The 717-nt window shown below is 72.0% G+C and carries 1 protein-coding gene; it reads right to left on the bottom strand.

Annotated features, from left to right (window positions below; genetic code table 11):
• Positions 1-126: 126 nt before the first annotated feature.
• Positions 127-717, bottom strand: a 591-nt coding sequence (locus tag AC1DJW_RS26490) for an Hpt domain-containing protein (protein WP_476902955.1), incomplete at its 5' end; no start/stop codon positions are given.

Genomic DNA, 717 nt, shown 5'->3' with positions numbered 1-717 from the left:
GCGGTGTCGGCGGTGCTCCGGCTTCTTCGCAAGGTCGGCGGCTTTCTGTCAGGCCCGGTGGTCGGTTCCATTCTCACCGTTTTCAGGCGGTAAGGGCAGGGCACCGGGTCCGGTTCTTGGAGGATTTCAGGCGGCGCGCCGGGCGGTGTGACCGCCCAGGGCTTTTTCCAGCTGGGCCTGGTGCTCGCGGACGGCGTCCCCGGCCCGGGCCGCGGCGGTGTGGTCGGTCGTGGCCAGGGCGTGTTCGAGGCGGAGGCAGTGTTGTTCCATCCGGAGCGCCCCGACCATCGAGGAGCTGGTTTTCAGGCTGAGCACCGCGTCCATGGCGAGCTCGGTGTTGCCGGTGCTCAGGGCGTGGCTGATCCGCTCCACCCGGGCCGGCAGCAGCCTGGCGTAGGCGGCGGCGAACTTCCGGGCCGCTTCCTTGCTCTTCATCTCCCGGGCCAGGCGCCTGAGGGGGCGGCGGTCAAAGGCCGGCAACGGCCGCCCGGCAGCAGCGCCCACGCCGGCGGCGCCGGCGCCGGTGTCCGCAGCGGCGTTGCCGGCGTCGGGGTTTTTGCGCCAGATCGAGGCGAGGAGCAGGAGGACGAGGGCGGCCGGGGCGCCGTACATCAGGACCTTCAAGACCACGGGATCGCGCAGGGCGCGGATTGCGTTGCCCAGGTACGGGACGGTGAACACCTGCCGGTCCACCTGCCCGCCGGCCAGGGTCGCGGT

It is taken from the genome of Arthrobacter sp. 05L417 (genome assembly GCF_056397865.1).
The sequence above is the reverse complement of the archived record's forward strand: the minus strand, read 5'-3'. Positions and strand labels throughout refer to the sequence as shown.